The sequence below is a fragment of the Streptomyces sp. SS8 genome (assembly GCF_054072955.1).
The window spans coordinates 32,913-59,654 of the sequence record NZ_JBSVCZ010000008.1; the positions used below are offsets into that span (position 1 = coordinate 32,913).

The 26,742-nt window shown below is 74.4% G+C and carries 27 protein-coding genes; 14 read left to right on the forward strand and 13 right to left on the reverse strand.

Annotation, left to right across the window (positions count from 1 at the left end; genetic code table 11):
• The first annotated feature begins 1 nt into the window (after position 1).
• Positions 2-196 carry a DUF397 domain-containing protein gene (locus ACW69E_RS10155; RefSeq protein ID WP_457497831.1) on the forward strand — a complete coding sequence of 65 codons (195 nt, stop codon included), beginning with the start codon at positions 2-4 and terminating at the stop codon, positions 194-196.
• A 76-nt stretch (positions 197-272) separates the two neighbouring features.
• Here the strand turns inward: ACW69E_RS10155 and ACW69E_RS10160 are convergent, their stop codons facing one another.
• Positions 273-689: an MmcQ/YjbR family DNA-binding protein gene (locus tag ACW69E_RS10160; protein WP_457497832.1), complete on the reverse strand. Its 417-nt coding sequence runs from the start codon at positions 687-689 to the stop codon at positions 273-275.
• Between the two features lie 71 nt (positions 690-760).
• On the opposite strand from ACW69E_RS10160, the gene ACW69E_RS10165 reads away from it, so the two are divergent.
• Positions 761-1,951 (forward strand): saccharopine dehydrogenase family protein, encoded by a 1,191-nt coding sequence (locus ACW69E_RS10165; RefSeq protein WP_457497833.1) that lies wholly within the window; start codon positions 761-763, stop codon positions 1,949-1,951.
• Between the two features lie 40 nt (positions 1,952-1,991).
• Here the strand turns inward: ACW69E_RS10165 and mmpA are convergent, their stop codons facing one another.
• Positions 1,992-2,156, reverse strand: coding sequence for a morphogenic membrane protein MmpA (gene mmpA / locus ACW69E_RS10170; protein ID WP_158239044.1), 165 nt, complete (start codon positions 2,154-2,156; stop codon positions 1,992-1,994).
• A 136-nt stretch (positions 2,157-2,292) separates the two neighbouring features.
• Between mmpA and ACW69E_RS10175 the strand changes: the two genes are divergently transcribed.
• Positions 2,293-3,735 (forward strand): CoA transferase, encoded by a 1,443-nt coding sequence (locus ACW69E_RS10175; protein ID WP_457497834.1) that lies wholly within the window; start codon positions 2,293-2,295, stop codon positions 3,733-3,735.
• Between the two features lie 12 nt (positions 3,736-3,747).
• Here the strand turns inward: ACW69E_RS10175 and ACW69E_RS10180 are convergent, their stop codons facing one another.
• Complete coding sequence (locus ACW69E_RS10180; RefSeq protein WP_457497835.1) at positions 3,748-4,449, reverse strand: DUF1707 SHOCT-like domain-containing protein; 702 nt, start codon at positions 4,447-4,449, stop codon at positions 3,748-3,750.
• Between the two features lie 66 nt (positions 4,450-4,515).
• Positions 4,516-6,003, reverse strand: coding sequence for a glycine hydroxymethyltransferase (locus ACW69E_RS10185; RefSeq protein WP_457497836.1), 1,488 nt, complete (start codon positions 6,001-6,003; stop codon positions 4,516-4,518).
• Between the two features lie 220 nt (positions 6,004-6,223).
• Here ACW69E_RS10185 and ACW69E_RS10190 point away from each other — a divergent pair, with 220 nt between their 5' ends.
• Positions 6,224-6,439 (forward strand): dodecin, encoded by a 216-nt coding sequence (locus ACW69E_RS10190; protein WP_457497837.1) that lies wholly within the window; start codon positions 6,224-6,226, stop codon positions 6,437-6,439.
• Between the two features lie 172 nt (positions 6,440-6,611).
• Entirely contained in the window at positions 6,612-6,971 is a 360-nt protein-coding gene (locus ACW69E_RS10195; protein WP_457497838.1) for a GNAT family N-acetyltransferase, read from the forward strand.
• A gap of 39 nt (positions 6,972-7,010) precedes the next feature.
• Here the strand turns inward: ACW69E_RS10195 and ACW69E_RS10200 are convergent, their stop codons facing one another.
• Positions 7,011-7,274: a hypothetical protein gene (locus ACW69E_RS10200; protein WP_457497839.1), complete on the reverse strand. Its 264-nt coding sequence runs from the start codon at positions 7,272-7,274 to the stop codon at positions 7,011-7,013.
• Between the two features lie 96 nt (positions 7,275-7,370).
• A complete protein-coding gene (locus ACW69E_RS10205; protein WP_457497978.1) occupies positions 7,371-8,633 on the reverse strand; it encodes an RICIN domain-containing protein in 1,263 nt (420 codons plus the stop codon).
• Positions 8,634-9,182: 549 nt separating this feature from the next.
• Here ACW69E_RS10205 and ACW69E_RS10210 point away from each other — a divergent pair.
• From ACW69E_RS10210 to ACW69E_RS10240, 7 genes are all read left to right on the forward strand, one after another.
• A complete protein-coding gene (locus ACW69E_RS10210; RefSeq protein ID WP_457497840.1) occupies positions 9,183-10,244 on the forward strand; it encodes a LacI family DNA-binding transcriptional regulator in 1,062 nt (353 codons plus the stop codon).
• Between the two features lie 156 nt (positions 10,245-10,400).
• Positions 10,401-12,077: an ABC transporter substrate-binding protein gene (locus ACW69E_RS10215; RefSeq protein WP_457497841.1), complete on the forward strand. Its 1,677-nt coding sequence runs from the start codon at positions 10,401-10,403 to the stop codon at positions 12,075-12,077.
• Between the two features lie 158 nt (positions 12,078-12,235).
• Entirely contained in the window at positions 12,236-13,408 is a 1,173-nt protein-coding gene (locus ACW69E_RS10220; RefSeq protein WP_457497842.1) for an ABC transporter ATP-binding protein, read from the forward strand.
• Positions 13,405-14,385 carry an ABC transporter permease gene (locus tag ACW69E_RS10225; RefSeq protein WP_457497843.1) on the forward strand — a complete coding sequence of 327 codons (981 nt, stop codon included), beginning with the start codon at positions 13,405-13,407 and terminating at the stop codon, positions 14,383-14,385. The genes ACW69E_RS10220 and ACW69E_RS10225 overlap by 4 nt, the downstream gene beginning before the upstream one ends.
• 3 nt (positions 14,386-14,388) lie before the next feature.
• Complete coding sequence (locus tag ACW69E_RS10230) at positions 14,389-15,417, forward strand: ABC transporter permease (RefSeq protein WP_457497844.1); 1,029 nt, start codon at positions 14,389-14,391, stop codon at positions 15,415-15,417.
• Entirely contained in the window at positions 15,414-16,511 is a 1,098-nt protein-coding gene (locus tag ACW69E_RS10235; RefSeq protein ID WP_457497845.1) for an ABC transporter ATP-binding protein, read from the forward strand. The genes ACW69E_RS10230 and ACW69E_RS10235 overlap by 4 nt, the downstream gene beginning before the upstream one ends.
• A complete protein-coding gene (locus tag ACW69E_RS10240) occupies positions 16,508-17,956 on the forward strand; it encodes a GH1 family beta-glucosidase (protein ID WP_457497846.1) in 1,449 nt (482 codons plus the stop codon). Before ACW69E_RS10235 ends, ACW69E_RS10240 begins: the two co-directional genes overlap by 4 nt.
• Here the strand turns inward: ACW69E_RS10240 and ACW69E_RS10245 are convergent.
• Together ACW69E_RS10245 and ACW69E_RS10250 are read right to left on the reverse strand one after the other, a co-directional pair.
• Entirely contained in the window at positions 17,839-18,870 is a 1,032-nt protein-coding gene (locus ACW69E_RS10245) for a lysophospholipid acyltransferase family protein (RefSeq protein WP_457497847.1), read from the reverse strand. The two genes, ACW69E_RS10240 and ACW69E_RS10245, sit on opposite strands and share 118 nt — an antisense overlap.
• 55 nt (positions 18,871-18,925) lie before the next feature.
• Positions 18,926-19,798: a GNAT family N-acetyltransferase gene (locus ACW69E_RS10250; protein ID WP_457497848.1), complete on the reverse strand. Its 873-nt coding sequence runs from the start codon at positions 19,796-19,798 to the stop codon at positions 18,926-18,928.
• A 297-nt stretch (positions 19,799-20,095) separates the two neighbouring features.
• Between ACW69E_RS10250 and ACW69E_RS10255 the strand changes: the two genes are divergently transcribed.
• The gene (locus tag ACW69E_RS10255) at positions 20,096-21,091 is read left to right on the forward strand and encodes a DUF3048 domain-containing protein (RefSeq protein WP_457497849.1); all 996 of its coding nucleotides are present in this window, start codon (positions 20,096-20,098) and stop codon (positions 21,089-21,091) included.
• Between the two features lie 88 nt (positions 21,092-21,179).
• Here ACW69E_RS10255 and ACW69E_RS10260 read toward each other — a convergent pair whose 3' ends face one another.
• The gene (locus tag ACW69E_RS10260) at positions 21,180-21,989 is read right to left on the reverse strand and encodes a PaaX family transcriptional regulator C-terminal domain-containing protein (RefSeq protein WP_457497850.1); all 810 of its coding nucleotides are present in this window, start codon (positions 21,987-21,989) and stop codon (positions 21,180-21,182) included.
• Positions 21,990-22,103: 114 nt separating this feature from the next.
• Between ACW69E_RS10260 and ACW69E_RS10265 the strand changes: the two genes are divergently transcribed.
• Positions 22,104-23,741: an acyl-CoA dehydrogenase family protein gene (locus ACW69E_RS10265; RefSeq protein ID WP_457497851.1), complete on the forward strand. Its 1,638-nt coding sequence runs from the start codon at positions 22,104-22,106 to the stop codon at positions 23,739-23,741.
• Between the two features lie 48 nt (positions 23,742-23,789).
• On the opposite strand, the gene ACW69E_RS10270 is transcribed toward ACW69E_RS10265, so the two are convergent.
• The 4 genes from ACW69E_RS10270 to ACW69E_RS10285 are packed head-to-tail and all read right to left on the reverse strand — an operon-like array spanning position 23,790 to position 26,741.
• Entirely contained in the window at positions 23,790-24,194 is a 405-nt protein-coding gene (locus ACW69E_RS10270) for an RICIN domain-containing protein (RefSeq protein WP_457497852.1), read from the reverse strand.
• A gap of 29 nt (positions 24,195-24,223) precedes the next feature.
• Positions 24,224-25,063 carry an endo alpha-1,4 polygalactosaminidase gene (locus ACW69E_RS10275; RefSeq protein ID WP_457497853.1) on the reverse strand — a complete coding sequence of 280 codons (840 nt, stop codon included), beginning with the start codon at positions 25,061-25,063 and terminating at the stop codon, positions 24,224-24,226.
• Positions 25,060-25,815, reverse strand: a complete 756-nt coding sequence (locus ACW69E_RS10280; RefSeq protein ID WP_457497854.1) for a spherulation-specific family 4 protein — start codon at positions 25,813-25,815, stop codon at positions 25,060-25,062. The genes ACW69E_RS10275 and ACW69E_RS10280 overlap by 4 nt, the downstream gene beginning before the upstream one ends.
• Positions 25,812-26,741 carry an NAD-dependent epimerase/dehydratase family protein gene (locus tag ACW69E_RS10285; RefSeq protein ID WP_457497855.1) on the reverse strand — a complete coding sequence of 310 codons (930 nt, stop codon included), beginning with the start codon at positions 26,739-26,741 and terminating at the stop codon, positions 25,812-25,814. The genes ACW69E_RS10280 and ACW69E_RS10285 overlap by 4 nt, the downstream gene beginning before the upstream one ends.
• Between the last annotated feature and the right edge of the window lies 1 nt (position 26,742).

Genomic DNA, 26,742 nt, shown 5'->3' on the forward strand with positions numbered 1-26,742 from the left:
CGTGCCCTGTGCCGGGCCGTCGCCCGGTCCGGCCCGCTCATGGCACCCGAACAGCACCCGCGACCACTACCGCCGGCACCAACGCACGAGAGCCCTGGGCCGCTCCGAGCGGGACTCCAAGGACAAGGACGGCCCACAGTTCGCCGTCACCCCGGAGGCGTGGAGCGGCTTCCTCGCCTACGCGGCCCGGAGCTGACCGCTCACACGGACGAGACGCCTCGCACCGGAACGCGTCCGGTACGAGGCGTTTCGCTCGGGACGGCGGCGGGCCCTCAGCCGGCTGCTCGCGCGTCGAGCTCCGCCACCAGCCGCTTCGGCGCGATGGTGCGGTAGCTCTCCTCGACCCAGTCGCGCAATAGCTCCGCGTCCGGTGCGCCCGGCTCGCCCAGTGGGATGGTCACCCAGCCCGCCCGGCCGAGCCCGTAGCCGGTCAGGAGAGCGCCGGGTACGGACATCGCGTGGGCGTGGGCCTCGGGGTCGGTGAGTTTGACGGTGACGGTGGGCGGGGGGTCGCCCTGCCCCGCCACGAGGTGCCCGAGGAAGAGGAAGACGAAGATCTTCCGGTTGACCTTGACCACGGACTCTCCCCAGGGGAAATCCTCGTACGCGCCGGGCAGTTCGAGGGCAAACTCGCGCACCCGCTCACGTACCGCCTGCGCGTCGCCGCGCCCCTCCGCACGCTCGTCCATGCCCCCACCGTAGGGTCGGGCACCGACAGACGTCTCCGTCCGCTTCCCTTCTCACCCCCAGGAGGTCAGGAGTGCCCCGCAACGACCGCGAGTACGACGTGGTGCTGTTCGGCGCGACCGGTTTCACCGGCGGGCTGACGGCCGAGTACCTGGCCGCCCACGCCCCCGGCGACTGCCGCTGGGCGCTGGCCGGGCGCAACCGCGACAAGTTGCTGCGGCTGCGCGAGCGGCTGGCGGAGCTCAATCCGGCCTGCGCCGAACTGCCGCTGCTGCACGCCGACGTCACCGATTCCGGCTCGCTGCGCGCGGTGGCGGAGAGCACCGCGGTGGTGGCCACCACCGTCGGGCCGTACGTCGAGTACGGGGAACCGCTGGTGGCCGCGTGCGCCGAGGCGGGGACGGACTACGCGGACCTGACCGGCGAGCCGGAGTTCGTCGACATGATGTACCTGCGCCACCACGACCGGGCCCGTCGCACCGGGGCGCGGCTGGTGCACGCCTGCGGTTTCGACTCGGTGCCGCACGACCTGGGTGTGCTGTACACCGTCGAGCGCCTCCCCGAGGGGGTGCCGCTGCGGATCGACGGCTATGTGCGGGCGTCGGCTGCCTTCTCCGGGGGTACGTTCGCCTCCGCGCTGACGGCGTTCTCCCGGGGTCGGCAGATGCGGGCCGCGGCGCGGGAGCGGCGGCGGGTGGAGTCCCGTCCGGCCGGGCGCCGGGTCAGCGCGCCGCTGGACCGGCCGCGCCGCAGCGGGAAGGCGGGGGTGTGGGCGGTGCCGCTGCCGACGGTGGACCCGCAGGTCGTGGCCCGGTCGGCGGCCGCCCTGGAGCGTTACGGCCCGGACTTCCGCTACCGCCACTACGCCGCCGTCCGCATGCTGCCCGTGGCCGTGGGCGGCGTGGTCGGGGCGGGGGCACTCTTCGCCGCCGCTCAGCTCCCGGCCGCGCGCCGTGCGCTGTCGGCCCGGCTGGCGCCGGGGGACGGGCCGAGCCCGCGCAAGCGGGCGGAGAGCTGGTTCAAGGTCCGCTTCTTCGGGGAGGGCGGCGGTCGCCGGGTGGTGACGGAGGTGTCCGGCGGCGACCCGGGCTACGACGAGACGGCGAAGATGCTGGCCGAGTCGGCGCTGTGTCTGGCGCTGGACGACCTGCCGCAGACCTCGGGCCAGGTCACCACGGCCGTGGCGATGGGGGACGCGCTGACCGGTCGGCTGGTGCGGGCCGGGGTGGGTTTCCGGGTGGTCTCCTCGTCGGAGGACCGCTGAGCGTTCCGCAGGGGCCGGGGAGCCGGCGGGTGGCGGGTGGTCAGCCCGTCACCCAGGAGGCTATGACGTAGAGCATGGCTATCACCCAGCCCACGGCGAGCGTGCCCGCCAGGGTAAGCGCCAGGGCGGGGCCGCGCCCGAGGTCCGAGGCCAGGGAAGGGGCCATTTCGGTGGTTCCGTGCACGTTCTCCATGATCCGCTCCATGCCTTTCAGGGTGCCGTCCAACCACGGCTCCCAAACATCCGTACGCGTACTCATCCGCGTTGGGGATCAAGCTAGTTGCGGGTACTGACAACGCGGTCTCCGTTCGGACGGACGGGACTGCGGGCACAATGCGCGCATGGATCAACGGTCTTGGGCCCGGCTGTGGGCCGCACTCGGCGGTGACCCCGTTCTGTGCGAGCGTGTCCGGTTCGTCCCCCGCACCTCCCCCGACGGGTCCGGCGGTGTGCTGCCGGCCCGGCTGCCGGTACGGGAGCTGGCGCGTTCGACCGTGGCGGTGTGCGCGCTGGCGGCGGCCGAGTTCGGGGCCCGCTCCGTCACGGGGGGTGCGGGGACGGCCGTGCCCGGGGTCGGGGTGGACGACGGGGCGGTGGCCACCGCGTTCGTCAGCGAGCGGCATCTGCGGATCGACGGGCGCGCGCCGTCCACGTTCGCGCCGCTGTCGCGTTTCTGGCGCACCGACGGCGGCTGGCTGCGCACCCACGCCAACTACCCGCACCACCGCGCCCGGTTGCTGTCCGCGCTCGGTGTGCCGGACACGGGTGACGACGGGGCGCTCGTCGCCGCCGTCGCCGACGCACTGGCTGAGCGCCGCGCCGAGGAGGTCGAGGAGGCGGTGTACGCGGCGGGCGGTCTGGCCGTCGCCGTACGCACCCCCGGGCAGTGGTCGGCGCATCCGCAGGGCGCGGCCGTGGCCCGGCTCCCGCTGGTGGGGCTGGAGCGGCTGGACGACGCGCCGGCGCCGCCGTTGCCCTCCCCCGGTTCGAGGCCGGGCGCCGGCGCCGGGTTGCGGGTGCTGGACCTCACCCGGGTCATCGCCGGTCCCGTGGCCACCCGCACTCTCGCCCTGCTGGGCGCCGACGTGCTGCGGATCGACTCGCCGCGTCTGCCCGAGAGCGCGGACGCGCACGCCGACACCGGGTTCGGCAAGCGGTCGGCGCTGCTGGACCTGGCGTCCCGCTCCGGCCGGGCCTCCTTCGAGGAGTTGCTGGGGAAGGCCCATGTGGTGGTCACCGGCTACCGTCCCGGCGCGCTGGACCGCTTCGGGCTGTCGGCCGGGGAGCTGGCCGGGCGGCGGCCGGGTGTGGTGGTGGCGGAGCTGAGTGCCTGGGGCGGTCCGGGTGTCAGGCCGTGGGGCGACAGGCGGGGGTTCGACAGTCTGGTGCAGGCGGCGAGCGGTATCGCCGTGACCGAGGGCGGTCCGGACGGCGGGCCCGGGGTGCTGCCCGCGCAGGCCCTGGACCACGGCACGGGCTATCTGCTGGCCGCCGCCGTGCTGCGTTCGCTCACCGAGCAGCGCGGCGGCGGGGGTTCGCGGCGTGTGCGGCTCGCGCTGGCGCGGACGGCGCACTGGCTGCAGCACGAGCTGGAAGGGGCGAAGGAGCCTCAGGAACCGGAGGAGGTGCGGGAGCCGTACGACCCGGCCGACTGGCTCGACGAGACGGTCGGCCCGCTGGGCCGGCTGCGCCACGCCGTCTCCCCCGTGGCCTACGACGGCGGGCCGGAGGGCTGGTCCCGGCCGCCGGGGCGGCCGGGTGCGGACGCGCCCGTGTGGGAGTGAGGAGGCCGCGGGTCAGTCGTCCCGTTCGTCACGCCTGCGGTCATGGCCGTGGCCGTACGTGTGGCCGTGACCGTGCCCGTGGCCGCCCTCCAGCCGCTTGCGCTCCCGGCGCTCCGCGCGCCTGCGCTTGCGCTCGACCCCGACACCGCCCCAGAAGGCGAAGCCGCTGACCACCACGCGCGGCGCGCCCGGCTCGCCCCGGCCCGCGGCGCTGTGGTCGAAGCCGCCCATGACGCCGATGCCGCGTACGTCGACCTCGGCCTCGTCCGGGACGATGACGTTGATGCCGCCCATGATCGCGAAGCAGCGGATCTCCACCTCGCGGTCCTCGAAGTACGCCTCGCGCAGGTCGATCTCCCCGCCGCCCCAGAAGGCGAAGCCGGTGAAGCGGCGGGGCGCGGTCCACGGGCCCTTGCGTACGAAGCCGCCCATGACCGCCACCCCGCTGCGGGAGGTGGCGCTGCCGCCGAAGCGGCCGGCCCAGCCGCGGCCGGCCGGGGCGGGCTCGGCCGTCGCGGCCGGTGCGGTGGTCTGGGGCAGGTCCCTGACCAGGGGTGCCAGCTCACCCTGGGTGCGCGCGGCGTAGGCGGAGTCCAGCCGCTCCTGGAACTCCTCCATGTCGAGGCGCCCCTCGGCCACCGCCTCGCGCAGCACCTCGGCCACGCGTTCCCGGTCGGCGTCGGAGGCCCTCATCTCGGGCAGATCGTCGGTCATGGCGGCAGGCTACCGGCCGGGCCCGCCGCCGGTCAGTCCGGAGCGGGCCCGTTCCGGGCGGGGCCGTCAGGCCAGGTCGATGCCGGGGTAGAGCGGGTGTCCGGCCAGCAGGTCGGCGGCACGTCCGGCGACGGCCTCGGCGACCTTGGGCTCCAGCCGGTACCGGGCCCTGGAGGGGGCCCCGGCCGCGGTGGTGCCCGGCTCGGCGGCGGTGAGGGTGGTGTGGATCAGGTCGGCGACCTCGTCCATCTCGGCCGTTCCCAGGCCGCGCGTGGTCAGGGCCGGGGTGCCGATGCGGATGCCGGAGGTGTACCAGGCGCCGTTGGGGTCGCGCGGCACCGCGTTGCGGTTGGTGACGATGCCGGCGTCCAGCAGCGCGTCCTCGGCCTGGCGGCCGGTGAGGCCGTAGCCGGTGACGTCCACCAGGGCCAGGTGGTTGTCGGTGCCGCCGGTGACGAGGGTGGCGCCGCGGCGCATCAGGCCCTCGGCGAGGGCGGCGGCGTTGTCCACCACCTGCTGGGCGTAGTCGCGGAAGGACGGCTGCCTGGCCTCGGCCAGCGCCACGGCCTTGGCGGCCATGACGTGGGGCAGCGGGCCGCCCAGCACCATGGGGCAGCCGCGGTCCACGTGCTCGGCCAGCGCCTCGTCGCACAGCACCATGCCGCCGCGCGGGCCGCGCAGGGACTTGTGGGTGGTGGTGGTGACGATGTTGGCGTGCGGTACGGGGTCGAAGTCGCCGGTGAAGACCTTGCCCGCGACCAGTCCGGCGAAGTGGGCCATGTCGACCATCAGGGTGGCGCCGACCTCGTCGGCGATCTCCCGCATGATCCGGAAGTTCACCTTCCGCGGGTAGGCGGAGTAGCCGGCGATCAGGATGAGGGGGCGGAACTCGCGGGCGGCGGCGCGCACCGCCTCGTAGTCCAGCAGGCCGGTGGCCGGGTCGGTGCCGTAGCTGCGCTGGGCGAACATCTTGCCGGAGATGTTGGGCCGGAAGCCGTGGGTGAGGTGGCCGCCGGCGTCCAGGGACATGCCCAGCATCCGCTGGTCGCCCAGCGCGCGCCGCAGCTCCTCCCAGTCCTGCTCGGTCAGGTCGTTGACGTGCCTGGCCCCGGCGCGCTCCAGGGCGGGGCTCTCCACGCGCTGGGCCAGGACGGACCAGAAGGCGACGAGGTTGGCGTCGATGCCCGAGTGCGGCTGGACGTAGGCGTGGTCGGCTCCGAACAGCTCGCGGGCGTGCTCGGCGGCCAGCGACTCGACGGTGTCGACGTTGCGGCATCCGGCGTAGAAGCGGCGGCCGACGGTGCCCTCGGCGTACTTGTCGCTGAGCCAGTTGCCCATGGTCAGCAGCACGGCCGGGGAGGCGTAGTTCTCGCTGGCGATCAGCTTGAGGGAGGCGCGCTGGTCGGTGATCTCGGCGCCGATGGCGTCGGCGACGCGCGGCTCGACGGCGCGGATCACGTCCAGGGCGCTGTTGAAGGCGGTCGACGCGGTCGGCGCGCCGGCGGCGGTGCTCGCCGTGTTCCGGGGTGTGCGCGGGTCGGGTGCGGTGGCCATGGGCCCCTCCTTGACGTCCTCGAAGACGGTGCGGGCGGCCCAGGCGCGCGGCTCTTCGGCGCGGCGGGCTCGTCACCCGGTGCGCGGGCCGCTCCCCGATGGTCGATCCCATCCCTACGCGCCAGTCACGGCCCGCCCGGAGCCTAGCACTCGCGGACGGCCCCGCCCTGGGGCACGGTGGAGACGAGAACCGATCGCCCCACCCTTCGCAGGAGGCACCATGTCCAGCCACACCTACCGGGTGACCGAGATCGTCGGCACCTCGCACGAGGGCGTCGACCAGGCGATCCGCAACGGGATCGCCCGCGCCTCGGAGACGCTGCGGCACCTGGACTGGTTCGAGGTGACGCAGGTGCGCGGCAACATCTCCGACGGCCGGGTCGAGCACTACCAGGTGGGGCTGAAGGTCGGGTTCCGTCTGGAGGGCGAGGAGTAGGCCGGGAGCGGTGCCGCCGCGGTACGCGCCCGCCGGAGTGCCCTCCCGCCCGGTTCGCCCGTCCTGCCGGGGCGGGAGGGATAGGAACGCCGTCGTGTGGCACTCGGACGCCCGGAAGGACACCCTTTTCGCCACTTTCCGGGCTATCCGGTCATTCCGGGAGGAACGCAGTATGCCCACGGCAGCCACCAACAGCCGGGTCACGATCACCGACGCCCCGGCCCACGGCCGGTTCGAGGCCAGGATCGGCGCGACCCTCACCGGCTTCGCCGACTACGTACGCGACGACGATCTGGTGATCTATCCGCGGGTGGTGGTGTCCCGGCCCTTCCTGGGCCGGGGCATCGGCGACCGGCTGGTGCGCACCGCACTGGACGACGCGCGGCGGCGCGGCCTGCGGGTCCGGCCGGCCTGCGCCTTCGTCGAGCAGTGGCTCGCCCTGCATCCCGAGCACCGGGACCTCGTCGTGGAGGAGACCGGGGAGGGCGGCCCCGGCTCGGGCTCCGGCGGTGCGGAACGGGGCGGCGGATAGCCCGTCCGGGCGCGCCGCGCCGGTCCGGGGCCCACGCTCCTACCGCCTGCGGGCCCTCTTCCTCTGCAGCGCCAGTCGCCGCCTGCGCAGTTCGGCCTGGCGCCGCCGGCTCTCGGCGCGCGCCCTGGCCCGCTCCCGCGCCTCGGGATCCCGGCGGGGCCCGGTGTGGCGCGTCTTCAGCAGGCCCCAGAACAGGAGCGCCATGAGGAGCAGCCCGAACACGCCGAAGGCGCCGGCCACCGCCGGCGGGAGGTCCTGGAAGTCGATGTCCCAGTACCTGATGTAGTCCCTGCTGTGGTACATGCCCCCTCCGCCCGCACAGGAGGCCCACACCCTACGCCCCGGCCCTGCCCGGACCGGCCCCGAAGGGGACGGCCCGGGGCGGAGGGTGTGGCCGGGTCAGGGCGTGTTCCACTTCTGGTTGGCGTTGCCCGAGCAGGTCCAGATCTGCGTCTTCGTGCCGTTGGCGGAGTTGTTGTCCTTCACGTCCAGGCACTTGTCGGCGTTCGGGTTGACGATGTCGCGGGCCCCGGTGACGACCCACTGCTGGGCGGCCGTACCGTTGCAGTCCCAGATCTGGACGGGGGTGCCGTCGGCCGTGCCCGCCCCGGAGACGTCCAGGCACTTGCCGAGCGCGCGTATGGTGCCGTCCGTGCCGACGGTCCACCGCTGGGCGGCGTTGCCGTTGCAGTCGTGGATCTGCACCGGGGTGCCGTTGGCGGTGTCCGCCCAGGCCACGTCCAGGCACTTGCCCGCCAGGCCGGTGATGGTGCCGGTGCGCTCTCCCCCGCTGCCGCTGTCGCCGCCGCTGGTGACGCGGACGTAGTCGACGACGAGTTTCTGCGGGAAGACGGTGCTCGAGTCCGGCAGGCCCGGCCAGTCGCCGCCCACCGCGAGGTTGAGGATCAGGAAGAACGGCTTGTCGAACACCCAGCGGTCGCCGCCCAGGTCGGCAGGGGTGCGGCGCTGGTAGACCTGGCCGTCGACCGACCAGGTGATGGAGTTCGGGGACCAGTCGACGGCGAAGGTGTGGAAGTCGTCGGCGAACGCCCGGCCGCCGGGAAGTGTGTAGCCGGCGCCGATGCCCTCGCCGCCGGAGTAGCCGGGGCCGTGCAGGGTGCCGTGCACGGTGCCGGGCTCGTATCCGACGTTCTCCATGATGTCGATCTCGCCGCTGTTGGGCCATCCGACGCTGCCGATGTCGTGGCCGAGCATCCAGAACGCCGGCCACATGCCCTGGCCGCGCGGGAGCTTCATCCGGGCCTCGACGTGACCGTAGGTGGTGGTGAACTTCCCGGCGGTGTTCATCCGGGCCGAGGTGTACTCGCAACGGCCGTACCAGCACTGGTAGTTGCCCGGGTTCTCCTTGCGGGCGGTGATGACCAGGTTGCCGTTGCCGTCGAGCGCGGCGTTGGCGTTGCCCGGGGTGTAGTACTGCCGCTCGTGGTTGTTGCCGCTGTTGTCGCCGGTCTCCAACTGCCATCTGCGGCTGTCGACCGCCGATCCGGCGGGCCCGTCGAAGTTCTCCTCGAACAGCACGGCCGCCGGGGCCGCCGCGGCCTTCCGGGTGGCCTCCTGAACGGTCTTCCGTCCGGTCTCGCCCGCCGGGCCGGCGGCCGCGGTGCCGGTGATCGCCAGGGTCGCGGCCAGCGTCAGCAGCATCGCCGCCGAAGCCCGGCGGCGGGAGCGGCGGCGCCGGGGCTTCTCACCACGGGAAGGGCCGTGGGGAGGGTCGTGGGGGGTGTTCAAGATTGTCGGGTGCATGACCATCACATCCGTCTGTCGTCCGGAGGTTCCGGCGGTGGGGGGCTCTCTCCCCGTGTACGGGCGACGGGCGCACGGCCGCGAGGCGGCCGCAGGGCGTGGAATCGCCTCGCACACGGTGAGGTCGCGGTGCGGACGGGAAGGAGCGGACAGCGCTCGGCGCGCCGACCGCCCGCGTTCCGGGCTTGGTTCGGGCAGTGAGTCAACTCCCGGGGAAACCCGGCCGTCAAGGGCTTGGACGAGACCAATCAACTTCAAGAAGTGAACATGAGAGCGCTCTTGAGAGCGTTCTCAAAGAGTGACATCCAATTTTGACGTGAAGTCTTGACGCCCCTGCTCGCTGCCGTTTGACTCCGTGCCCATGCCCGGCACCGGTCCCGGAACCGGTGCCGCCGAACCGATCCCCGCCAAGCCCAGCCGCACCGAGCCGCCGGAGGAGGAGTGCCCGTGCGCGTCACCATCGCCGATGTCGCCCGTACGGCCGGCGTCAGCAAGTCGACCGTCTCCCGGGTGCTCAACGCCAAGGGCGAGGTGGACGGCCGGACCGCCGCGCGGGTGCGCGACGTCATCGGCAGGCTGGGCTATGTGCCCAGTTCGCGCGCCGTCGGGCTGGCCCGCGGCCGCAGCCGCACCGTCGGGATGCTCGCGCCCTCCCTGGCCTGGCCCTGGGTGGCCGAACTCGTCCAGGGGGCGGTGGACACCGTCGAGGCGGCCGGATACGGGCTGCTGCTGTTCACCTGCAGCCGGGGCCGGGAGTCGATGACGCGGCTCACCGCGCAGGTGTCGGCGAACGCGTTCGACGGACTGCTGGTGGTGGAGCCGGAGAGCGAGACCGGCGCCGTCGCCGCGATGCACCGCTCGGGCCTGCCGGTCGTGCTGATCGACGACCGCGCCCGCCACCCGGGCCTCCCCTCCGTCGCCACCACCAACGCCCTCGGGGGCGAGCAGGCGGCGCACCGTCTGCTGGACCTGGGGCGCCGCAGGCCGCTGGTGGTCGCCGGCCCCCGCCGGTTCGACTGCGTGCGCGAGCGGCTGGAGGGGTTCGTCGGCGTCCTGGAGGGCCACGGCGTCGGGCACGAGCCGCGCCGCACGGTGGAGGGCGGCTTCGGCGAGCGCTCGGGCGAGGAGGCCGTGACGCGGCTCCTGGCCGAGGGCGCGGACTTCGACGCCGTCTTCGCCCACAACGACCTGAGTGCCATGGGCGCGTTGCGCGCCCTGCGCGCCGCCGGGCGGCGGGTGCCCGACGACGTCGCGGTGATCGGCTTCGACGACATCCCGCTGGCCGCCTACACCGATCCGCCCCTGACCACCGTCCGCCAGCCGCTGCGGGCCATGGGCGGGGCGGCAGCCGCCCTGCTGCTGGCCCGGACCGGCGGCGGCCCCCCGGACAACCTTCCGGACGACCTTCCGGACGACCTTCCGGGCGGTCTCCCGGACGGCGATCGGGTCGTCCTGCCCACCGAACTGGTGGACCGCGCGTCGGCCCCCGGTCCGGTCCTCACCCCCTAGAACCCCGTCCCGCCCCGCTCGCATCCGCCGCAGAACCTGATTGAGAGCGCTCTCAGGGGCAGAGTTCCAGCCACTCTGAGAGCGCTCTCAAAGACCAGTCGAGATCGCTCCCTCACCCACCGCGATCGAAAACGGAAAAGACCAGGAGGAGACAGAATGAGAGTCCGGACCCGGACCAGAACCGCCATCGCGGTGGCCCTGGCCGCCACCGCCCTGCTCGCCGGCTGCACCGCGGGTGCCCCCGGCGCGGGCGGCGGGCAGACCGAGGGCGGCGAGGGCGTGCTGACCGTCGGCATGCCCAACGGCCCGCAGACCGACAACAGCAACCCGTTCCTGGGCACCTCCGCGGGCGCCTCCCTGGGCTACCGCCACATGATCTACGAGCCGCTGGTGATGGTGAACGGCGTCCGCCCCGCCGAGGAGGGCACGCCCTGGCTGGCCAGCGAGTGGAAGTGGGCGGACAACTACCGGAAGCTCACCCTGACCGTGCAGGACGGGCCCACCTGGTCCGACGGGAAGGAGTTCGGCGCGAAGGACGTGGAGTTCACCTTCCGGCTGCTGAAGGAGAACGAGGCGCTCAACACCAACGCCATCCCCTACGACGGCATCAGCCGCGAGGGCGACACCGTCGAACTGACCTTTCCCGAGTCGCAGTTCGTCAACCAGAGCAAGATCCTGACCACCTTCGTCGTGCCCGAGCACATCTGGTCGAAGGTGAAGAACCCCGAGACCTGGCCCAACAAGAAGCCCGTGGGCACCGGCCCGTACACGCTCAAGTCCTTCACGCCGCAGACCATCACCCTCACCGCCCGCAACACCTACTGGCAGGAGGAGCCCAAGGTCAGGGAGCTGCGCTACACCTCCTACAACGACAACAACGCGCAGACCACGGCCCTGGCCAACGGCACCTGCGAGTGGTCCTTCGTCTTCACCCCCGACTACGAGAAGATCTACGTCGCCAAGGACCCCGAGCACCACAAGCTCTGGTTCCCCTCCGGACTGGGCGTCCACGGCCTGTGGTTCAACACCGCCAAGAAGCCCTTTGACGACCCGGCACTGCGCCGCGCGATCAACCACGTCGTCGACCGCGAGGCCATCCACGTCCGGGCGCAGGCCACGCTCTACCCGGAGATCGAGAGCGTGACGGGCATCCCGCTGCCCGCCGGCGAGCCCTTCATCGCGCCCGAGTACAAGGGCGAGAAGCTGAAGGTGGACGTCGAGGCCGCCAGGAAGGAGCTGAAGAAGGCCGGTTACACGCTGAACGGGGGCGTCCTGAAGGATCCCTCGGGCAAGCCGGTGACGATGACGCTCACCGACCCGGCCGGCTGGTCGGACTACCTCACCGGTCTGTCGATCATCAAGGACAACGTCAAGAAGATCGGCATCGAGGCCAAGGTGAAGACCCAGACCGTCGACGCCTGGACCACCGCGATGAACGAGGGCGACTTCGACGCCAGCCTGCACTGGACCAACAGCGGCGCCACCCCGTACGACATGTACCAGCACGTGATGGACGGCGAGCTGTACCAGCCGGTCGGCAAGGCCTCCCCCGGCGGCAACTTCGGCCGCTTCCGCGACGAGGCGGCCACCAGGGCGCTCAAGGAGTACGCGGGCGCGGGCGACGAGGGCACCCGCACCGAGGCGCTGAACGAACTCCAGCGGATCATGGTCGAGGAGGTGCCGCTCATCGCGACCGCCGCCGCTCCCATCGGCGCCGAGTACAGCACCCGCAACTGGGTCGGCTGGCCCTCGGAGTCCGACCCGTACGCGCCGCCGCAGCCCACCCAGCCCAACTCCCTGGACGTCGTCCTGCATCTGCGCCCCGCCTCCTGACGGCGCGCGGGCTCCGAAGCCGGGCGACCCCCGCCCCGTCGCACACCGCATCCCATCCCCGCACCGCGGCGGGGCGGGCCCCGTCCGGCGCCTCCGGCGCCCGCGCGCCCGGCACAGGCGGCACGACAGCCACGACCACAGGGACGACAGGAAGAGTCATGTCCGAAGAACGCTCCGAAGAACACGCCGCACCACCGCCCGGCCCCGCTTCCGGGCCCGGCACCGCCTCAGACGGGCGCGTGGTGCTGGAGGCCGAGGGGGTGAGCAAGCACTTCCCCGTGCGACGCGGCGCCCGCGCGCTGCTGGGCGGGGAGCGCCGGGCCGTGCACGCGGTGGACGACGTGTCGCTGCGGCTGCGCCGCGGTTCGGTGACCGCGCTGGTGGGCGAGTCCGGGTCGGGCAAGTCCACCGTCGCCCGGCTGCTCGCCCAGCTCTACCCGGCGACCGCCGGGGAGATCCGGCTGGACGGCAGGCCGGTGCGGGCCGGACGGGGGCAGGCGTTCCGCGCGTACTGCCGGCACGTCCAGCTGATCTTCCAGGACCCGTTCGCCTCGCTCAACCCGGTGCACACCGTGCGCTACCACCTCACCCGCGCGCTGCGCATCCACGGCCGGGCCGGCAGCGGCGCGGCGGAGCTGGAGAAGGCGCTGGCCGCGCTGCTGGAGCGGGTGCAGCTCACCCCGGCCTCCCGCTATCTGGACGCCTTCCCGCACGAGCTGTCCGGCGGGCAGCGCCAGCGGGTGGCCATCGCCCGCGCCATGGCCGCCGATCCGCGGGTGCTGCTGGCCGACGAGCCGGTCTCCATGCTGGACGTCTCCATCCGCCTGGGCGTGCTCAACCTGCTGCGCGACCTGAGGGAGCGGCTGGACCTGGCGATCCTCTACATCACCCACGACATCGCCTCCGCACGCTACTTCGCGGACGAGACGCTGGTGATGTACGCGGGGAGGATGGTCGAGGGCGGTGACAGCGAGACCGTCACCCAGCGCCCCGCCCACCCCTACACCCGGCTGCTGCTGGCCTCCGCCCCCGACCCGGACCGGGTCACCGGTGGCAGCGGGAGCAGCGGGGACGGTGCGATCGGCGAGGACGGCGGGGAGGGCGCGGACCCCTCGGCGAGCGAGCCGCCCAGCCTGATCTCGCCGCCTGCCGGGTGCCGTTTCCACCCGCGCTGCCCGCTGGCGATGGAGCGCTGCCGCGACCGGACCCCGCCGCGCTTCGAGCTCGACGGCGGCCAGTGGGCGGCCTGCTGGCTGTACGACACCTCCGAGGGCGCCCCGGCCGCCGGTGACGCGTCGGCCGCCGGGACGGGACGGGGGGCCGCGTCGTGAAGTTCGTCCTCCAGCGCCTGGCCTTCTACCTGCTGACCGCCTGGGCGGCCATCACCATCAACTTCCTCATCCCCCGGCTGATGCCCGGCGATCCGGTGCAGTCGCTGCTCGCCCGCTACCAGGGCCAGCTCTCCAGCAAGTCCATCGCCTCCCTGGAGGCCCTCTTCGGGCTCGACCGGGACCGCTCGCTGTGGCAGCAGTACACCGACTACTGGGCCAGTCTGGCCCGCGGGGACCTGGGGACGTCGTTCACCTACTTCCCCACCCCCGTCTCGGAGGTCATCTCCCAGAGCCTGCCGTGGACGCTGGCCCTGGTCGGCACCACGACCCTGATCAGCTTCCTGCTCGGCACCGGCATCGGCATCTTCGCCGGCTGGAAGCGCGGCTCCTGGCTGGACGGGCTGCTGCCGGTGACCACCTTCATCTCGGCCATCCCGTACTTCTGGCTGGGGCTGATCGCCATCGCGGTGTTCGCCGTGCAGTGGCCGCTCTTCCCCGCCTCCGGCGGCTACGACGCCTCCCTGGTGCCCTCCCTGAGCGGGGCGTTCGTCTCCAGCGCGCTGTACCACGCGGTGCTGCCGGGCGTGACGGTCGTGCTCAGCGCGATGGCCGGCTGGGTGCTGGGGATGCGGAACATGATGGTGACCGTCTCCTCCGAGGACTACGTGATGGTCGCCCAGGCCAAGGGGCTGCCCGAGCGCCGGGTGATGTTCTCCTACGCCGCCCGCAACGCGATCCTGCCCAACGTCTCCGGTTTCGCGCTCTCGCTGGGCTTCATCGTCGGCGGCACGCTGCTGGTGGAGATGGTCTTCTCCTATCCCGGCATCGGCTACGTCCTCTTCCAGGGCGTCGGCGCCAAGGACTACCCGCTGATGCAGGGCGTCTTCCTGATCATCACCCTCGCGGTGCTGGCCGCCAACCTCCTGGCCGACCTGCTCTACGTGATCCTCGACCCGCGCACCCGGAAGGAGGGCTGACCCATGGCCGTACAGGCGTCCGAAAGCGCTGCCCCCGTCGGCACTGTCCCCGCCGCCGCGCCGCCCGCGGCCCGCCGCGACCGGCTGCGCTTCCTGCGCAACGGCAAGACCGCCACCGGGCTGGCGATCCTGGGCCTGTTCGTCCTGCTCGCCGTCGCAGGCGAGTGGCTGGCCCCCCACGACCCGTCCGCGATGAGCGACGACGTGCTCCAGCCGCCTTCCCTCGAGCACCCGTTCGGCACCACGCAGACCGGGCAGGACATCTTCTCCCAGGTGCTGGTGGGCACCCGCGGGGTGCTCGTGGTGGGCTTCGTCGCGGGCTTCTTCGCGACGCTGCTGTCGGTGCTCGTCGGGGTGAGTTCCGGCTTCCTGTCCGGCATCGGCGACGAGGTGCTCTCCGCGCTCACCAACATCTTCCTCGTCCTGCCCGGGCTGCCGCTGATCATCATCATCGCCAGTTTCCTGCCGGACTCCGGCGACGTGATCATCGCGGTGGTCATCAGCCTCACCGCGTGGGCCTGGGGGGCCCGGGTGCTGCGCGCGCAGACCATGTCGCTGCGCGCCCGGGACTACGTACAGGCCGCGCGGGCCACGGGCGAGTCGACCTGGCGGATCATCGTCTTCGAGATCCTGCCGAACCTGACCGCCGTCATCGCCTCCGGATTCGTCGGGACGGTGATCTTCGCGGTGCTGTCGGAGATCACCCTGGCCTTCATCGGCGTGGCCGACATCTCCCACTGGAACTGGGGGACCATCCTGTTCTGGGCGCAGAGCAACCAGGCCCTCGGCCAGGGCGCGTGGTGGTGGTTCGTGCCCGCCGGGCTGTGCATCGCGCTGCTGGGCACGGCGCTGACACTGATCAACTTCGGCATCGACGAGTTCGTCAACCCCAGGCTGCGCACCGCCGTCCGCGTCCGCGGCGGGGCGAGGATGCGGGTCGGCTTCACCCCCGTCGCCCGCGCCCCGCGCGGCGGGGCGGAGTCCGCGAGGGAAGCGGGCGGGGCGCGCGAGACCGAGGAGAGCACCGTATGAGCACATCGGCCACCTCCCCCGTGAGCGCCCCGCCACACGCCGCGACGCGGCCGCCGGTGCTGGAGATCGGCGGGTTGTCCGTCGACTACGGCGTCGGGGACGGCGCGGTGCGGGCCCTGCACGACGTGGACCTGACCCTGCGCCGCGGCGAGGTGCTGGGCCTGGCCGGCGAGTCCGGCTCGGGCAAGTCCACCCTGGCCTACGCCGTCACCCGACTGCTCTCCCCACCCGGGGTGATCACCGGCGGGGACGTGCGCTACCACCCGCGCGAGGGGGAGCCGGTGGACGTGCTGGCCATGACCCCGCGGGAGCTGCGGGCGTTCCGCTGGCAGGAGGTCTCCATCGTCTTCCAGGGGGCGATGAACTCCCTCAACCCCGTCCACACCGTGCGCACCCAGCTCACCGACGTGCTGAAGGCCCACCGGCCGCAGATGTCCCGGGCCGAGCGCGTCGGGCGGGCGCGGGAACTGCTGTCGCTGGTGGGCATCTCCCCCGACCGGCTGGGGGCCTATCCGCACCAGCTCTCGGGCGGGATGCGGCAGCGGGTGATGATCGCCATGGCGCTGGCCCTGGAGCCGGAGATCGTCGTCATGGACGAACCGACCACCGCGCTGGACGTGGTGATGCAGCGCCAGATCCTGCGGCAGTTGGTGCGGCTGCGCGAGGAGCTGGACTTCTCGGTCGTCTTCATCACCCACGACATCTCGCTGCTGATCGAGTTCTCCGACCGGATCGCCATCATGTACGGCGGCCGGGTCGTGGAGCAGGCCGGGGCCGCCGACATCTACCGCGACCCCCGCCACCCGTACAGCCACGGGCTGCTGCACTCCTTCCCCGCGCTGCACGGCCCGCGCCGCGAGCTGACCGGCATACCCGGCTCACCGCCGGACCTGCGGGCCATGCCGTCCGGCTGCGCCTTCCACCCCCGCTGCCCGAAGGCCTTCGAGCCCTGCGGCCTGCGCACCCCCCACCTCGCGCCCGTGACCGACCCCGGTACCGGCTCGGACACAGATACAGACACCGGCAACGACACAGAAACCGGCCGCAGCGTCGCCTGCTGGCTGAACGACGACCGCCGAGACGGAGAAGCATGACCGCCACCACTCCCGCATCCCCCCTGACCGCCCCCGCGCCCGAGCCGGTCGCCGGACTGCCGGCGGACTTCCGCTGGGGGGTGGCCACCTCCTCGTACCAGATCGAGGGCGCGGTCGACGAGGACGGCCGCACCCCCTCCATCTGGGACACCTTCTGCCGCGTACCCGGAGCCGTGGCCGGCGGCGAGAACGGCGACACCGCCTGCGACCACTACCACCGGATGCCGCAGGACGTGGAGCTGATCGCCTCCCTGGGCGTGGACACCTACCGCTTCTCGCTGGCGTGGCCGCGCATCCAGCCGGGCGGCCGCGGGAAGGGCAACCCGCGCGGCATCGCCTTCTACGACCGGCTGGTCGACGAGCTGCTGGAGCGCGGCGTCACCCCGTGGGTGACCCTCTACCACTGGGACCTGCCCCAGGAGCTGGAGGACGCGGGCGGCTGGCCGGAGCGCGACACCGCGTACCGGTTCGCCGACTACGCCGAGATCGCCCACGACGCCCTCGGCGACCGCGTCCGGCACTGGACGACGCTGAACGAGCCGTGGTGCTCGGCGGTGCTCGGCTACGACCAGGGGGTGCACGCGCCCGGCCGCCGCGACTTCGGCGACTCCATGCGGGCCGTCCACCACCTGCTGCTCGGCCACGGACTGGCCGCGCGGCGGCTGCGCGCCGCCGGGAGTCCGCCCGAGGAGCTGGGCATCACCCTCAACCTGGGCACCGCCACCCCGGCGAGCGACGGCGAGGCCGACCGGGCCGCCGCGCGCCGCGCCGACGGCATGGGTACCCGGCTCTACCTGGACCCGCTGGTGCACGGACGCTACCCGCGGGACGTGGTGGAGGACCTGGCCGCCCGAGGGGTGACCCTGCCCGTGGAGGACGGTGATCTGGAGGTGATCTCCACACCGCTGGACGTGCTCGGCGTCAACTTCTACTCCGGCCACGTCTTCTCCGGCACCGCCGAGGACGGCTCCACGACCGGCCGGGACGGGCTGCCGGTGACCCGGGTCGTCCCGCAGGGCCGGCCGCGCACGGCGATGGACTGGGAGATCGTCCCCGAGCGACTGACCGAGCTGCTGGTGCGGCTGCACGAGGACTACGGGCTGCCTACGGTGATCACCGAGAACGGCGCGGCCTTCGACGACGAGCCGGAGGCCGACGGCACGGTGAACGACGCCGACCGCACCGCCTATCTCGCCGACCACATCCGCGCGGTGGCGGCGGCCCGGAGCGCCGGTGCGGACGTGCGCGGCTACTTCGCCTGGTCGTTGATGGACAACTTCGAGTGGGCCTACGGGTACGCCAAGCGGTTCGGTCTGGTCCACGTGGACTACGCCACCCAGCGCCGGACCGTCAAGGACAGCGGGCTGTGGTACCGGGACACGGTCCGGCTGACCCGTGGGGCCGCGGGAGACCGGGCCGACGGGGGTCGGGCCGCCGCGGGCTGACGTCCGTGCGGTGGTGGCGGGCGGCGGTCCGCGCCCGCCACCACCGCACGCGCGCCCGTCTCCAGGGCCGTCTCGACCGCCTCCCGCGCGGCGGCGGCCAGCGCGCGGCGGTCGGGGTGGGCGCCGTGCGGCAGCGGCGGCAGTACGGTCACCTCGGCGATCAGGCCCCGGGCGGCGGCCACCCGGCGCAGCGAGGCGGTCAGTGTGTCGTCGCCGACGAAGGCGGGCCGCGTGTCCACCGCCTCCGCCGTGTCCGTGGCGCCCGTACCCCGCGCCGGACCGCGCGCCCGGTAGCGGATCGCCACCGGCTGCACGGGCACCCCGGCATCCAGCGCGGCCTGGAACAGCGCCCCGCGGAACGGCCCGCGACCCCTGCCGCACCGGGTGCTCCCCTCGGGGAAGGCCACCACCGTCGAGCCGGCGCGCAGGGCGGAGACGACCTCCGCGACCGTGCCCGGCAGGGAGCGCAGCCGCTCGCGGTCGACGAACAGGGTGCCGCCGCGGGCGGCCAGCCGCCCCAGCAGCGGGTACCGTCCGACCTCCCGTTTGGCCACCATCCGGCCGGGCGCGACGGCGGCCAGCAGCGGTACGTCCAGCCAGGAGACGTGGTTGGCCACCACCAGCGCCGGTCCGGCGGCGGGCCGGCCCGTGACGCGGACCCGTACCCCCAGCGCGGCGGCGATCGCCCCGCACCACCACCGCACCAGCCTCCCGCGGCGGGCCGGGGCGAGGCGGCGCACCACCGGCGACAGCGCCACCCCCGCCGGCAGGACGGCGGCCAGGGCCGCCCAGCGCGCCGCCCGCCGCACCGCCCCGGCGGCCGCCGGGCGGCCGGGCAGGCAGCCGGCCACGGTGCACGGCGAGAACGGGAACCACGGGTTCATCCCGGGGTCCGCCCGGTCCGGTGCTCCCATCGCTCCTCCCTCCTCCTTCTCTTCCCCTGTCCTGTCCCGCTCGCCGCCGGTTCCGTCAGGCCGGGAGGAGGGAGAGGAAGTGGCGCAGATAGCGCGGGTTGGTGTCGCGCAGCGACAGCAGCACGTAAAGGTCGGCGACGCCGAAGTCCGGGTCGTGGGCGGGCTCCCCGCAGACCTTGGCGCCCAGACGCAGATAGCCGCGCAGCAGCGGCGGCAGCGCGTTGCGGGAGGCGGCGCGCGGGGTGGTCCCGGCGGTGGCGCCCGGTGCCGGCTGCGCGCCCCCGGCGCGCCACGGCAGCCGGGGGCGCACCCGGTGCTCGGCGGGGGCCATGTGCCGCTCGGCGACCGCGGCCCACACGGCGGCCGCCGTCGCCCCACCGTCGGCCAGCGGCAGGGAGCAGCAGCCGCCGAGCCAGTTGTGGCCGGTGCGCTCCAGATAGCGGGCTATGCCCGCCCACATCAGGGCGATGACGGCGCCGTCGCGGTGGCCGGGGTGGACACAGGAGCGGCCCGCCTCCACCAGATCGCCGCGCAGGCCGGCGCCGTCCAGCAGCCCGTCCAGCTCGAACTCGGCCTCGGCGTACAGCCGTCCGGCCACGCGTGCCCGCCCGGGCGGCAGCAGCCGGTAGGTGCCCACCACCTCCCCGGTCGCCCGCTCCCGCACCAGGAGGTGGTCGCAGTGGGCGTCGAAGGGGTCGGTGTCCAGGCCCGGTTCGGGGCCTGCCAGGCGGGCGCCGAGCTCGCCGGCGAAGACCTCGTACCGCAGGCGCTGCGCGGCCCGTACGTCCGCCTCGTCGCGGGCGAGGGAGACGGTGTAGCCGTCGCCCGCGGGTACGGAGGGCCGGGCGGGGGCCGGCGCGGACGCGGCGGGCTGGGCGGGGACACCGGTGAGGGCGGGAGGCGTGGCGGGCACGGGTACGGCTGGCACGGCGGAAACGGACACGGCGGGTCCTCCTGGTCCGGGCGGCGGCGGATCGCCGGGCCCGCCGTGCGGCGGGCCCGGCTCTCCTCCTTTCTTCGCCGGGCCGGCTGGACTGCGCGTGACCGCTCCGGGGAGCAAGGATGTGCGCCGGTTGAACACACGCCCCCGGCGCGTCCGGAGCGCGGGCGGCGCCACCGTCACCCGCGCGGGGCACAGGGACATGAAACCGGCCGTCCCGGTCAAGGGATGGGGTGAGAGGTCATCAGGCGGCGCGGCGGCGCCCGGCCGGAGGGACGGCGAGCGATGCGGACGGCTGGAAGCGGGCGGGGCACGGGGCGGCGGGCCGTGCGGGCACGGGTGCGGGCGCTGGCGGCGGCGGTGGCGTGCGCCGCGCTGCTGACGGGCTGCCCGGGGGCGGGCAACGGCGACGGGGAGCAGGAGGGCCGCTCCCCGTTCACCGGGGAGAGCGTGCCGGACGCCTCGGCGCCGGTGCTCGCCGTGAAGATCGACAACGTGGCGGCCGCGCGTCCCCAGACGGGGCTGGAGCGGGCCGACATCGTCTATGTGGAGCAGGTCGAGTCGGGGCTGACCAGGCTGCTGGCCGTGTACTCCTCCGATCTGCCGCCCTCGGTGGGCCCGGTGCGCAGCGCCCGGGAGTCCGACATCGAACTGCTGCGGCAGTTCGGCGAGCCGGCCTTCGCCTTCTCCGGGGCGCAGTCCAGGCTCAGGCCGGTGCTGGAGGACTCCCCGCTGCATCTGATGCAGCCCGGCGACGCGCCCGGCGCCTACTCCCGCAGCCCGGACCGCTCCGCCCCGCACAACCTCTATCTGGACCCGGAGGGCGTGCTGAGCGAGGCGCCCGACGCGGTGAGCGGCGCCTCCGACATCGGTTTCCGCTTCGGCCCGGCGCCGCGGGGCGGCCGGGCCGGCACCGAGGAGACCGTCCGCTATCCCGCCACCCGGTACGTCTTCACCTGGTCGGCCGAGGACGGCCGCTGGCTGGTCTCCATCGACGGCCGGGAGGCGGCCGCCGCCGGCGGCGGCCGGCTCGGGGCCCCCACGGTCGTCGTCCAGCGCGTGGAGATCCGCGACTCCCGCTTCAAGGACCGCGGCGGCAGCGTCAGCCCGTACTCGCAGACCGTCGGCTCCGGCGAGGCGACGGTGCTGCGCGGCGGCCGGGCGTACGAGGCGCGCTGGTCGCGGCCGTCGGCGGAGAGCGGCACGGAGTTCACCACGCCGGACGGCGATCCGCTGAACTTCGCCGAGGGGCAGGTGTGGGTGGTGCTCGCCCCGCGCTGAGCCGTGGCCGAGCCGCGGTCGGGGCACGCCGGGGTGCCCGCATGCGCGGGCGCCCGGCGCCGGACGACGCCCTCCCGGCCCGGCGCGGTCAGTCCGGTGCCGTGTGGCGCCGCAGGACGGCGCGCAGGTCGGCCTCGAAGGCGTCGTAGCGGGCGCGCAGCGCCGCGCCCGGCCAGTCGCCGGGCAGCAGCGCGGCCGGAAGCAGGGAGTCGGCGAGCAGATGGCGCAGGACGGCGGCCGAGACGGTGAAGCGCCGGGCCGGGTCTCCGGCCTCCGCCGCGGCGTCTGCTGCGGCGGCCAGGGCGCGGGCCCGTGCCGCCCAGCCGTCCAGGTCCCACAGTGCGGCGGCCAGTTCGGCCGGGTCGCCGTCGGGGGCGCCGGTCAGCAGGGTGCACTGCCCGGCGACGACGGGCGGCCGGGGCCGCAGCAGGTTGGCGGGGCGCAGCCAGGTGCCCTCGCGCAGTTCGGCCAGGCGCAGGGCGGCCATGGCCTGGCGCAGGGCGCTCCGGTCGGCCGCGTCCCGGCGCTCGGCGGTGACGACGGCGATCTCCCACTCGCCGCGCCACTTACGGGTGCGGGGCGCGCGGCTGTCGTCCTGTCGGGCCTGACGCTCCAGCAGGCGCGCGGTGAGGCCGTACGCGCCGTCGGCGGTCTGGGCCAGGTCCCCGGCCGCGACCATCCGCGACAGCGCCACCCGTACCGTGCCCTCCGCGATCCCGAAGAGTTCGCCGACCCGCACCAGGGCTCTGACGGGCAGGGCGGGCGGGTGGTGGCCGAGCAGGGTGCTGAGCACGACCGAGCGGGCCGTCAGGGGGCGCAGGGCGAGTCCCCGGGCGGCGTCGGTTCCGCCGGTTCCGTCCGTCCGGGCCGCCCCGGCTGTCGCGTCTGTGCTGTTCATGGGCAGTGCGATCCTAGCCTCCCCCGCCATTACAGTCTTCCATCACACACATGGAATCTGTAATGTCGGAAGGACGGGCACCGCCGCCCGCCGCCGTCCCCGCCGGAGGTCGCCGTGAGCGCCACCCATGAAGTGATCAACCAGCCCCCGCCGCTGACCGGCTTCACCGCCGCGGACGATCCCGCCGTGTTCGAGGCCCTGCGCCGCCACGGCGCGCGGTGGGGCGAGGCTCAGGTGCGGGAGCTGGGCACACTGGCCGGCACCCCCGAGGTGCAGGACTGGGCCCGGATGGCGGAGGAGGTCCCGCCCCGCCTGCGCACCCACGACCGCTACGGCCACCGCGTGGACGAGGTGGAGTTCCATCCCGCCTGGCACCGTCTGATGGCCACCGCCGTCGAGCACGGGCTGCACGCCGCGCCCTGGGCCGAGGACCGCCCCGGCGCCCATCTGGTACGCGCCGCCAAGTTCTACCTGTGGTCCCAGGCGGAGGCCGGGCACGGCTGCCCGGTCTCCATGACGTACGCGGCCGTTCCCGCGCTGCGCGCCCGGCCGGAGCTGGCCGCCGCCTACGAGCCGCTGCTGACCGCCCGCTCCTACGACTTCGGGCTGCGGCCCCCGCTGGGCAAGTCCGGGCTGATCGCGGGCATGTCGATGACCGAGAAGCAGGGCGGCTCGGACGTGCGGGCCAACACCACCGAGGCCGTACCCGACGGCGACGGCGCCTACCGGCTCACCGGCCACAAGTGGTTCACCTCCGCCCCGATGAGCGACGTCTTCCTGGTGCTGGCGCAGGCCCCCGAGGGCCTGACCTGCTTCCTGCTGCCGCGCGTGCTGCCCGACGGCACCCGCAACGCCATGCACCTGCAGCGGCTGAAGGACAAGCTGGGCAACCGCTCCAACGCCTCCTCCGAGGTCGAGTACGACCGGGCCGTGGCCTGGCCGGTGGGCGAGGCGGGCCGCGGGGTGCGCACCATCGTGGAGATGGTCAACATGACCCGCCTGGACTGCGTCCTGGGCACGGCCGCCGGCATGCGCGCCGGGCTGCGGCAGGCCCTGCACCACACCGCCCACCGGCGGGCCTTCGGCGCCAAGCTGGCCGACCAGCCGCTGATGCGCTCGGTCCTGGCCGACCTGGCGGTCGAGTCGGAGGCCGCCACCACCCTCGGGCTGCGGCTGGCGGCGGCCGTGGACGCCGCGCACGCCGGGGACGAGCGGGAGGCCGCCTTCCGCCGCCTGGCCCTGGCCGTGTCCAAGTACTGGGTGTGCAAGCGCGGCAGCGCGCACGCCGCCGAGGCGCTGGAGTGCCTGGGCGGCAACGGCTACGTGGAGGAGTCGGGCATGCCGCGCCTGTACCGCGAGGCGCCGCTGCTGTCGATCTGGGAGGGCTCGGGCAACGTCGCCGCCCTGGACGTACTGCGCGCGCTGGACAGGGAGCCGGCCGGGCTGGACGCCGTCCTGGCGGAGGTGGACGCCGCCGCCGGCGCCGACGCCCGTCTGGACGCGGCCGCCGCCGGGGTGCGGGCCACGCTGCCGGAGCTGAAGGACCCGGTCGGCGCGCAGCTGCGCGCCCGCGCCTTCGCCGAGCGCCTGGCGCTCGTCCTCCAGGGCAGCCTGCTGGTGCGCCACAGCCATCCGGCCGTCGCCGACGCGTTCTGCGCCTCCCGGCTGGGCGGGGAGTGGGGCCACGCCTTCGGCACGCTCCCGGCGTCCGCCGACCTCACGGCGATCCTGGGCCGGGCCCGGGTCGGATAGTCGCCGGTCCCGGCCCCGGCGACCGGACCCGGCCCGCCCGCGGAAAGGCTACGAGCCGCCGAAGAACCGCCAGTCCGAGCGGTTGGCCGAACTGCTGTCGCTGGTCACGACCCAGTAGTAGCCGGGCCGGTGGGCCAGGTACCGGCCCGTGGCCACGTTCTTCACCTTGGTGCCCTCGTACACCCACTTCTGGTGGGCCCCGCCGTTGCACTCCAGCCAGTAGACGTTGCCGGATGAGTCGCTGTCGAGGCACTGGCTCGTGTGGGCCCTGCGGATAGTCCTGTCGTCCCGTCGGTCCCACAGCTGTGTCAGGTCGCCGGAGTTGCAGCTCAGAGCCTTCACCTCCCCGCCGCTCAGGGCGGTGACGCACGACCCGCTCGTCAGGTTCCTGATCCAGGTGTTCTCGGCGGCGAACGCGCTCGTCGTGGACAGCCCGGCCATGACGTGGAACACACCGCCCTCCGCGGGCGGCGAACGTTTCCTCAGCAGGTGCGGCGCCAGGTGTCCAGGGGGAGGCGCTTGCGGATGGAGCTGAGGTCGAGGCGGCGTGAGGTGTCGCAGAACTCCTCTGTGTCCAGCGCGTATTCGGCGTGGAAGACGGCCTTGCCGCGCTCGGTGAACGGGGCGAGCTTCGCGCACTCGCCGAACTCGGCGCACTCCTCGTTGACCGCGAAGTCGAAGTCGTCGACCAGTTGCGGGATCTGGTCGAGGTCGTTCTTCAGGCCGACCGACAGCCCCCGCCGGTGGGCGAGTTCGGCGACCATGCGGTTGAACGCGAGCTGGTCGCGGGCGGTGAGGGGGAAGCCGGTGTCGTTGCGGTAGCCGTCCAGGAGGTCGGGCTCGACGGCGTCGAAGCCCTTCCTCGCGCACATGTCGACGCGGGCGGCCAGGATCGGGCGCAGGACGTCCAGGCGGCGGATGTCCACCCAGCGCTCGCCGGGCCAGCCGTTGCTCCGGCCCAGCACCTGCGGCGGGTAGTCGTCCCGGTCGGGGCGGAAGTCCTCCCAGGCGCCGGCGTTGAGGTAGCAGATCACCTTCCGGCCACGGGCGTGGAGGGCGGCGACGGTCTCCGCTCCGTTCTCGAAGCCGTCGATGTCGAAGACCTCGGCGTCCACGTCGAGGTCGATGCGGCCCTGGAGCTGCCACTGCCAGGTGGTGCCGGGGGCCGGGCGCCAGCGGCTCCGCTGCGATGAGGCGTCACCGGGCGGCGTCCGGTCGGGTGCGGTGCCCTCCGAGCAGGCCGCCGCGGGCAGCAGCAGGAGGAGACAGAGCAGCCGGGCGGCCGGGCGGAGGATCGTGCGGCGAGGCTCGAAGCGGGTCACGGGGTGATCCTCCCGCAGCCGAGCACGGGCCGGGGGGTCGAGCGCCACGGGTTGGCCCCCTCCCCCGGCACCGCGCAGTGCACCGCCGCGCCGCGCTCGTGGGCGGTGCGGGCCGCCTCGGCGGCCAGCCGGTCCGGTACGGCGTACACCAGGTGGCAGAAGCGGTGCGGCGGATGGCCGCGGGTCCAGGCGGGCACGCCCGCGCGGCGGTACTCCTCCCAGCGTCCCTCGAAGGTGACCAGCACATCGGCCAGTCGCGCGTACCCGGGGTCGGGGTGGACGCCGGGGTTGAGGACGACGGTGGACGCACCCAGCAGCCGGGCGGCCCGCACCGTGCGCCGGTAGTGGGGCAGGTGCTCGGCTCCGGCCGCGGCGCGGTCCAGGAAGGCGCCGTCCGCGCCGTACCAGCGGCGGTGGCGGCGCACCTCGCGGAGTACGGCGCGCGGCGGGCGCGCGCCGTAGGCGGTGTCCACGTACCCCAGCAGCGGCACCCCGGCGCCCCGCAGCCGGGCCGCCGCCGCAGCGAGGGCCGGATCGGGGCGCGGCCCGGGGCCGTCGGCGGCGTTGACGACCACCGCGTACAGCCGCCCGGCGGCCCGGACCGCCGCCTCCCACGCCCCCGGATCGACGGCCGGGTGGACGTACAGCGGTACGAGCAGATGGCCCCGGCCCCGGTCTCGCCGGCTCCGTACGGCGGCGGGCACCGGGACGCTGCCCCGGTGCCCCGCGCGCCCCGTGCGCCCCGCGCTCATGCGGCGGCCGCCCGCGCCCACAGGTCGGCCAGGGACTCCTCCAGGGTGTACCCGGGCCGCCAGCCCAGTGCCCCGGCGGCGGCCGTGATGTCGGCCTGCTGCCAGGCGACGGCGGCCGAGCGGGCCGAGTCCGCCCCCTTCTCGTCGATCCGGCCGCGGAAACCGGCCGCCGCGGCCAGGCCCTCGGCCACGTCCCGCACCGCTCGGGCGGCGCCCGCCGCGATGTTGAGCACCGGCGGCAGCGGCCCGGGGGCGAGGACCGCGGCGGTCGCGGCGCGGGCGACGTCGCGGGCGTCGACGAAGTCGCGGTGGGCCGAGAGGTCCCCGACCCGCACCACCCCCTCCGGTCCGGCCCGGCGCAGTTCGGCGGCGAGCCGCCCGGGCAGGGAGGCGGCCGGCGCGCCGGGGCCCACGGGGTTGAACACCCGCAGCACCACCACGTCCAGGCCGGAGCCGGTGACGGCCAGGGTGCCGGCCAGCTTGGCGGCGCCGTAGAGCCCCACCGGGCGGGTGGGGTGGTCCTCGGCCAGGGGGCGGCCGGGGGTTCCCGGCCCGTACTCGGCGGCCGAGCCGAGGTGGACCAGGCGGGCTCCGGGCGCGGCCTCGCGCAGGGCCGCGCAGAGCGCGGCCGGGCCGCGGGCGTTGACCCCGGTGAGGTGGAGGGCGTCGCCGCCGACGGCGCCGGCGCAGTTGACCACGGCGTCCGGGCGCGCCTGCCGGATCAGGGAGGCCAGTTCGGCGGGGGCGGCGGTGGCCAGGTCCACCGTCAGGTCCACGGATGGAGCCGGGGTTGGAGCCGGAGCCGCGGGCGGGCCGGCACCGGGCGCGCGGCCCGCGCCGAGCACCCGCACGCCCGGCTGGGCGCGCAGGTGCCCGGCGGTGTGCCCGCCCAGATAGCCGGTGGCCCCCAGGACGAGTACGCGCATG